The organism is Pseudoduganella sp. RAF53_2, from assembly GCF_052113985.1.
Taxonomy (GTDB): Bacteria; Pseudomonadota; Gammaproteobacteria; order Burkholderiales; family Burkholderiaceae_D; genus Rugamonas.
Genome location: NZ_JBFRDW010000283.1, coordinates 1 through 7,249 on the forward strand (window position 1 = coordinate 1; position 7,249 = coordinate 7,249).

Below are 7,249 nucleotides of genomic sequence, written 5' to 3' on the forward strand. Positions count from 1 at the left end.
GAAGGGGAAGTCGGCTTTGTAGATCAGGGACCCATATCCGAACAGCCACACGCTATGGTGGCCGTCGAACATATCCATCGTTTTGTTGATTGCACTGGTGTCGTGAGTCATGGCGATCATTATAGGGCGTGTTCGCCGAGGAAGCTGATGAAGCGTTCCGCAGCGGGCGAAGGCGTGCGCGAGGCCTTGGTGTAAATGAAGAACTTGCGCATCAATTCGGGTTCGGTGAGCGGACGCATTTCCAGTCCGTAGCGGCGCACCATGGTCGCGGCGTACGGCAGGCAGGCCGTCACACCAAGGCCGGCGGCGACCATGGCCAGGGCCGTCGTCATGAAGGTCACTTCGTTATAAGGGCTGAGCGAGTGCATCTCGCGCAGCAGGCGCTCGGTGAACTGGCCCTGCAGTGCAATCAAAGGATGGGCATTCAGTTCGGACCAGCGCACGCAATCCTGGGCGGCCAGCGGATGGCCGGCCGGGAACACCGCCATGAAGGGCATTTCGAACAGCAGCTGCGCATCCACATCGCCCAGCAGGTCGCGCTCGGGACCAATGCCCACGTCCACCTCGCCGCTGGAAACGCGCGGCGAGACATTGTCGACCGGGCAGTCGATCAGCTGCACCTGCACGCCCGGATAGGCCTCGCGATAAGAAGCAATCACCTCCGGCAGCAGGGTGCAGCTCAGCATCTGCGGCGCGGCCACGCGCACGATGCCTTTCTTCAGCGCCTTGCGGCTGGCGATATCGGCCATGGCGCCGTCCAGGTCCTGCAGCATCTTGTCGAACAGGGGATACAGCTCGCGGCCCACTTCCGACAGCTGCACGCGGCGCGTATTGCGCTCCACCGCTTTCACGCCCAGCAACTGTTCCAGCTCCTTGATCTGGCCGGACAGGGCGGACTGGGTTACGTGCAGCAGCTCGGCAGCAAGGGTGAAGCTGCCGGTGCGGGCCAGCGCAACGAGGGCGCGCATCTGGCGAACGGTTGGACTCATCAGGAAATCTAATAAATTGCCATGAAAATATCGTTTGTATGATAGCTGAAACGGGAGTTTAATGTCGGAATACTGAGGAGACCCCGCCATGAAAATCAAGCAAATCCACCACGTCGCCTACCGCTGCAAGGACGCAAAGGAGACCGTGGACTGGTACGTGAAGCACCTGAACATGAACTTCGTGCTGGCCATCGCCGAAGACGAGGTGCCATCGACCAAGGCGCCGGACCCTTACATGCACGTGTTCCTGGACGCTGGCCACGGCAACGTGCTGGCCTTCTTCGAACTGCCGACCCAGCCCACCATGGGCCGCGATGAAAACACTCCGGCCTGGGTGCAGCACCTGGCGCTGGAAGTGGACTCGATGGACGAGCTGCTGGCCGCCAAAGAGCGCCTGGTCGCCGGCGGCATCGACGTGCTGGGTCCCGTCAATCACACCATCTTCAAGTCGATCTATTTCTTCGATCCGAACGGCCACCGCCTGGAACTGGCGGCCAACGTCGGCACGCCGGAAATGATGAAAAAGCTGGACGACGTGAAGTGGGAAATGCTGGAAGAATGGTCTAAAACGAAAAAAGCGCCCAAGCACGCCGCCTGGATGCACGCCCCGCAGGAAAAATAAAATGAAGCTCGCAACCCTGAAAGATGGCAGCCGCGACGGCCGCCTGGTCGTCGTATCGCGCGACCTGAAAATGTGCCAGGCCGTTCCCAATATCGCACCAACCATGCAAGCCGCACTGGACAACTGGAACACCGCCGCACCGCAACTGAAACAGATTTACGCCTTGCTGAACCAGGGCAGCGCATCCGGCGCCAAGCCTTTCGACGAAAAGCAATGCCACTCGCCGCTGCCGCGTGCCTACCAGTGGGCGGACGGTTCGGCCTACATCAATCACGTGGAGCTGGTGCGCAAGGCGCGTAAAGCGGAAGTGCCGGAGTCCTTCTACACCGATCCGCTGATGTACCAGGGTGGCTCCGATTCTTTCGTCGGTCCGCGCGATCCGGTGTATGCGCTGAGCGAAGAGTGGGGCATCGACCTGGAAGCGGAAGTGGCGGTGGTGACGGGCGATGTGAAGATGGGCGCATCCCTTGAAGAAGCAGGGCAGGCGATCCGTCTGGTCATGCTGGTGAAYGATGTCTCGCTGCGYAAYCTGATTCCGRAMGARCTGGCCAAGGGCTTCGGCTTTTTCMMGTCCAAACCGGCCAGCGCTTTCTCGCCGGTRGCCGTTACGCCCGATGAACTGGGCAAGGCCTGGGACGATGCCAAAGTACGCCTGCCGCTGCTAGTGCAGATCAATCGCCAGCCTTTTGGCAAGCCGAATGCAGGCGAGGACATGACCTTCAACTTCGCCCAGCTGGTGGCGCATGCGGCGCAGACGCGCGAGCTGTGTGCCGGTACGATTATTGGCTCGGGCACGGTGTCCAACAAGCAGGGCAGCCTGCACGGTTCCAGCATCGCCAACGGCGGCGTCGGCTACTGCTGCTTGGCCGAGGTGCGCATGTACGAAACCATCGAATCGGGCAAGCCGCAGACCGGCTTCCTGCAGTTCGGCGACCAGGTGCGCATCGAGATGCATGACCAGCAAGGCAAAACTATCTTTGGCGCCATCGAACAGACCGTCCGTCCTTATGGAGAGCGTGCATGAAGCTGTACACCTACTTCCGCAGTTCGGCCGCCTACCGCGTGCGCATTGCGCTGAATCTGAAGGGGCTGGAGTACGACGCCGTTCCCGTGCACCTGCTGCGCGATGGCGGCGAGCAGCGCAAGGAAGCCTTCACCAGCGTTAATCCCAGCGCCCTGATTCCTGCGCTGGAAGACAATGGCGTGGTGCTGACGCAATCGATGGCCATCATCGAGTATCTGGAAGAAGTGCATCCCATGGTGCCATTGCTGCCGCAGGATGCGGTGGGCCGCGCCCGCGTGCGCGCGCTGTCGCAGATCATCGGCTGCGACACCCATCCCCTGACCAATCTGCGCGTGCTGAAGCACCTCAAAGGCCCGCTTGGCTTTACGGAAGAAGCCAAGACCGAATGGTGGAAGCATTGGAATGTGCTGGGCATGCAGTCGCTGGAGGCGCATCTGGACCGCGATGGCGATGTGGGCCGCTTCTGCTATGGCGATACGCCAACCATGGCGGATTGCTTCCTGATGCCGCAGGTGTTCAACGCGCGCCGCTTCGAAATCGATATGGCGCAGTTCCCGCTGATCTCGCGCATCGCGGCCAACTGCGAAAATCTGCCAGCCTTCATTGCCGCGCACCCGTCCAACCAGCCGGACACCGAAGCGTAATTACTGGCCCGCGACCACCAGGTTGCGGCCATCCTTCTTGGCGCGGTACAAGGCTTTGTCCGCGCGCACCAGCAGCGAAGACGGCGAGTCTTGAATGCCGGTAGGATCGGCGGACGCTACRCCAACGCTGATCGTCAGCGCCACCGGCGCGCCGTCTTCCGCGTTCACGTGTATCATTGATACTGCTGAACGCAAGCGCTCGGCCGCGCGCATCGCGACTTCGATATTCGTTTCCGACATCAGCAGCACGAATTCCTCACCGCCAAAGCGCGCCGCCAGGTCGGTGCTGCGCATGGATTCCGTCAGCAGCCTGGCCACGGCGACAATGGCTTTGTCGCCCACTTCATGGCCGAAGGTATCGTTGATGCGCTTGAAATGGTCGATGTCGATCATCAGCAGCGACAGCGGATGTTTGAAGCGCCGCGCACGTTCCAGTTCATGCGAGACCTGGTCGGTCATCTTGCGGCGGTTGGCGATACCGGTCAGGGGATCGGTGGTGGCCAGCTGTTCCAGCTTCTGGTTGGCCATCAGCAGCTCCAGCGTGCGCTGAAGCACGCGGTCTTCCAGGTTGTTGCGTTCGTCCGCCAGCGCGGCGTTGGTGCGGCGGCGGTCGCGCAGGGCGATATACAGTGAGGTAATCAGCACGCCCTCCAGCACGATCAGGGCGATGGCGCTGATGATCTGCCAGCGGTATAAGGCCCACACATCCTGTGGACGATTGCGCACCACGGCATCGGCCGGCAAATTACGCAAGTGGAAGCGCTGTGCGGCCGAATAGTCGAACAGGTAGCCTTGCACGTGCTCTTGCGAGGCGGGTTCGCCGAGCAGGATATGGGCAATCATGCGACCCACGCTTTCGCCGCTGACGACATAACCGCCCACCACGCCGGGCTGCACCAGCGATTCCGAATGGGTGAACACGGGAGCAGGGCTGATGGCTGCCAGTGTGCGCGCCAGTTCGCCGGACGATATCTGCGCGCCCGTGCTGTCGCGGCTCGTCGTCAGCAGGAAGACGGCGGTGCTGCGGTCCAGGCTTTGCGCGGCGCGGCGCAAGTCGTCGAAGGTCTGGTTGTCMCAGTATTCAAAAGAGAGGCGTTTGTTGAAGCCCTGGGCCACGCTGCGGATGGCGGCGATCCATTCCTGGCAACGCGGCGACTGATCGCCCACCACCGCGATGCGCCGCACGCCCGGTGCGATGACCGGTATCACGCCGATGGCGCGCGCGAAGTCGGAGCGCACTTCATAGCCCGTGCCGTCCGTGGGCCGCCAGCCTTCCCGGCCATGGTTCACGTAATGGCGCGGCACACCGGGGAAAAGTTCGGGATGGGCGGCCAGGAAGCTGGCCGCGATGGAATTCTCGGTGACGATGGCGTCGAATTTGACGGCGGCATATTTGGTGCGCAGGTAGGGCGCCATGCCTTCCAGCGCCTGCGATTCGCCGACCAGATTGGCGTCGAAGCGTTCTTCGAAAATGGCGGGCGTGCTGCTCAGGGTGCTGCGGCCCAGCTCATCGTACAGGCCTTTGTGGACCAGCTTCTGCCAGGTCGAGACGGAATCCGAGCCCAGGGAATACAGGATCAGGACCTGGCGCTCCTCATCGGCGGCGGCAGCGGAGCCCAGCCACGCGAACGCGAGCCAGCAGCAAGCCAGAAGGCGAAGAACAGCAGTGCGCAGGGGCGAAGGTGGCATAAATTCCAAAAAGCACGGGCATTCATTTGCCCGGCGGAAAGTGTACCATGGGTAATTTCCCAGAATGCAATCTTAGTGGCAACAAAACAACAATTCAAAAATGTAGTATCAGGCCGCGCGCAGGGCATCGACGATCTTCAGGCGGGCCGCGCGCACGGCGGGCAGGAAGCCGCCGATGAAGCCCATGAACAGGGAAAACATCAGGGTCTTGGAGACGATGGCGGGACTGAGTTTGAAGCCGAAGGCCAGCTCGGAAAAGGACTGGAAGTTGGTAGTCGAGAATGACAGGAATTGCATGAAGGACGCGCAGAACAGCCCCGCCGCACCGCCCACCAGTGCCAGCAGCATGGCTTCGGTCAGGAAGGCGGCGAGGATGCTGCGGCGCTGGAAGCCGAGTGCGCGCAGGGTGCCGATTTCGCCGACGCGGTTGGCTACTGAGGCATACATGGTGATGGTGGCGCCGATCATGGCGCCGATCGAGAAGATGATGGACAGCGCCAGCCCCAGAATGCTGATGAAGTTGGACAGGGCCTTGGACTGGTCGGCATAAAAAGTCTGTTCGCGCTTGGCTTCCAGCGTCAGCCGTGGGTCGGATTCGATGTCCTTCTTGAAGCGCTCGAAGTCATTGCTGTCGGCCAGCCGTACGATCACGGAGGAATACGCCGAGCGGCGGAAGGCCTGCATCAGCTGATCGGCATCGCCCCAGATCTCGGAATCGAAACCGCTGTTGCCGGCGTCGAACAGGCCAACCACGGTCCACTCGCGCTGGCCGAAGCGCAGGGTTTCTCCGATGCCTGCGCCAACGAAGCGGCGCGCGATGCTGGCGCCCGCAATCACCTCGGATGCGCCGGGCCGGAACATGCGGCCCTCCGTCAGCTTCACTTGCGGACGCATGGCGGAGCCACGTTCGCTGACGCCGCGGATCACGATATTGGAGGGCTTGTCCGAGCCGCGCTTGGGCAGGGAAATCAGCACCACGGTTTCTTTCGACAGCATGGGCTGGCCGTCCGGGCCGAGGCCAATGGCGGGGTGGCTGGCGACTACGGATGCCTGCTTGCGGTCCACGCCACTCTGCACTTCCGTTTCGGCGGAACGGCGGATCACGACGACGTTGTTGTATTCGCCCGTGGTGACGAGCGTGGTGCGCAAGCCTTCATCCAGCATCAGCACCGTGGCGAATACGAAGACCACCAGCGCCAGGCCGCCTGCCGTGAGAATCGTGGTCAGGCGGCGCGTCCAGAGATTGCGGGCGATGTAGGAGAAGGGGACTTTCATCAGCCTATGCTCCGCAAGCCTTCAACGATGTTCACGCGCGTGGCGCGCAGTGTGGGCGCGATGGCGGCAATGGCGCCGACCGCCAGCGCAGCAAGGATCTGCTGCAGCACCGTCAGCGGCGCGACTTCAAACACGGGGAACATGGTGCCCATCAGTTTTGCGAAGCCGGCGGCGAGCGGGAACAGCAGCGCAACGCCCAGCAGGCAGCCGACCATGGCCAGTAGCAGCGATTCGCCGAAAATCAGCATGGTCAGGAAGCCCGGACCAAAGCCCAGCACCTTGAGCGTGGCGTATTCGGCCAGCCGTTCGCGGGCGCTCATCGCCATGGTGTTCGCCATCACGGCCATGATGATCACGATCACCACGAAGGACACTACGCGGATCGCCACCACAATCGCTTCCGACATCGACACAAAGCCCAGCTGGAAAGCTTTCTCCGTCTCGGTCAGGGTTTCGGCCAGCGAGTTGCGGAATGTGGCGTCGATGGCGGCAGAAATGGAAGCCGCATCTTCCGGCTGGCGGATCTCCACCACGTAAACGCCAATCTGGTTGGCCCGGCGCGGCGCCTGTCGCTTGATGGCTTCGTTGATGTAGTCCCAGTGGAAGAACATGGTGGCGGTGTTGGTGGTGGTCTTGGCGCCGTCGTAGATGGCGCGCACCACGAATTCCCAGGTGCCGGGATAAATGGTGCCCTTGATCGGAATGATGTCGCCCACCTTGAAGCCATACTGCTCGGCGAGTTTGCGGCCGACGATAGCGCCTTTGCGGTCGCGCAGGAAGGCGGCGCGGTCGGCTTCGGGCATCAGATAGTCGGGATAGATGTCCAGATAGCTCTTGCCGGAGATCGCGAACTGGGCGAAGAAGTTTTTCGGGTCCTGATAAACCCCGCCAAACCAGTTGGCGTAGCCGACGCCGGATACGCCATCCACGGCGCGGATACGGGCTTCGTAGGACAAGGGCAGGGGAAACACCAGCGAGGTGGCGTTGCGGGTGACGAGCGTGGTGG

The 7,249-nt window shown here is 62.0% G+C and carries 8 protein-coding genes; 3 read left to right on the forward strand and 5 right to left on the reverse strand.

Translation table 11 applies throughout. From position 1 onward, the window contains the following. Together AB4Z11_RS17325 and AB4Z11_RS17330 are read right to left on the reverse strand one after the other, a co-directional pair. A partial coding sequence (locus AB4Z11_RS17325) for a gamma-glutamylcyclotransferase (protein ID WP_442026489.1) occupies positions 1-111 on the reverse strand: 111 nt, incomplete at its 3' end. An 8-nt stretch (positions 112-119) separates the two neighbouring features. Next, a complete protein-coding gene (locus AB4Z11_RS17330) occupies positions 120-989 on the reverse strand; it encodes a LysR family transcriptional regulator (protein ID WP_442026482.1) in 870 nt (289 codons plus the stop codon). An 88-nt stretch (positions 990-1,077) separates the two neighbouring features. On the opposite strand from AB4Z11_RS17330, the gene AB4Z11_RS17335 reads away from it, so the two are divergent. From AB4Z11_RS17335 to maiA, 3 genes are read left to right on the forward strand one after another with little or no spacing between them, the layout of a single operon-like run. After that, entirely contained in the window at positions 1,078-1,611 is a 534-nt protein-coding gene (locus AB4Z11_RS17335; protein ID WP_442026483.1) for a VOC family protein, read from the forward strand. Between the two features lies 1 nt (position 1,612). Next, a complete protein-coding gene (locus AB4Z11_RS17340; protein WP_442026484.1) occupies positions 1,613-2,635 on the forward strand; it encodes a fumarylacetoacetate hydrolase family protein in 1,023 nt (340 codons plus the stop codon). After that, on the forward strand, positions 2,632-3,279 hold the full coding sequence (maiA, locus tag AB4Z11_RS17345; RefSeq protein WP_442026485.1) for a maleylacetoacetate isomerase: 648 nt from the start codon (positions 2,632-2,634) through the stop codon (positions 3,277-3,279). Before AB4Z11_RS17340 ends, maiA begins: the two co-directional genes overlap by 4 nt. Here the strand turns inward: maiA and AB4Z11_RS17350 are convergent, their stop codons facing one another. The 3 genes from AB4Z11_RS17350 to AB4Z11_RS17360 all read right to left on the reverse strand — a co-directional run. After that, positions 3,280-4,968, reverse strand: coding sequence for a diguanylate cyclase (locus AB4Z11_RS17350; protein WP_442026486.1), 1,689 nt, complete (start codon positions 4,966-4,968; stop codon positions 3,280-3,282). It lies immediately after the preceding gene. Between the two features lie 108 nt (positions 4,969-5,076). Beyond that, positions 5,077-6,243, reverse strand: coding sequence for an ABC transporter permease (locus tag AB4Z11_RS17355; RefSeq protein WP_442026487.1), 1,167 nt, complete (start codon positions 6,241-6,243; stop codon positions 5,077-5,079). Further along, on the reverse strand, positions 6,243-7,249 hold a 1,007-nt coding region (locus tag AB4Z11_RS17360), incomplete at its 5' end, for an ABC transporter permease (protein WP_442026488.1). The genes AB4Z11_RS17355 and AB4Z11_RS17360, both read right to left, overlap by 1 nt.

Bases quoted from the DNA above. Each gene is read 5' to 3' on its own strand.
- AB4Z11_RS17330 (WP_442026482.1), bottom strand. From the start codon at position 989: ATGAGTCCAACCGTTCGCCAGATGCGCGCCCTCGTTGCGCTGGCCCGC.
- AB4Z11_RS17335 (WP_442026483.1), top strand. From the start codon at position 1,078: ATGAAAATCAAGCAAATCCACCACGTCGCCTACCGCTGCAAGGACGCA.
- maiA (WP_442026485.1), top strand. From the start codon at position 2,632: ATGAAGCTGTACACCTACTTCCGCAGTTCGGCCGCCTACCGCGTGCGC.
- AB4Z11_RS17355 (WP_442026487.1), bottom strand. From the start codon at position 6,243: ATGAAAGTCCCCTTCTCCTACATCGCCCGCAATCTCTGGACGCGCCGC.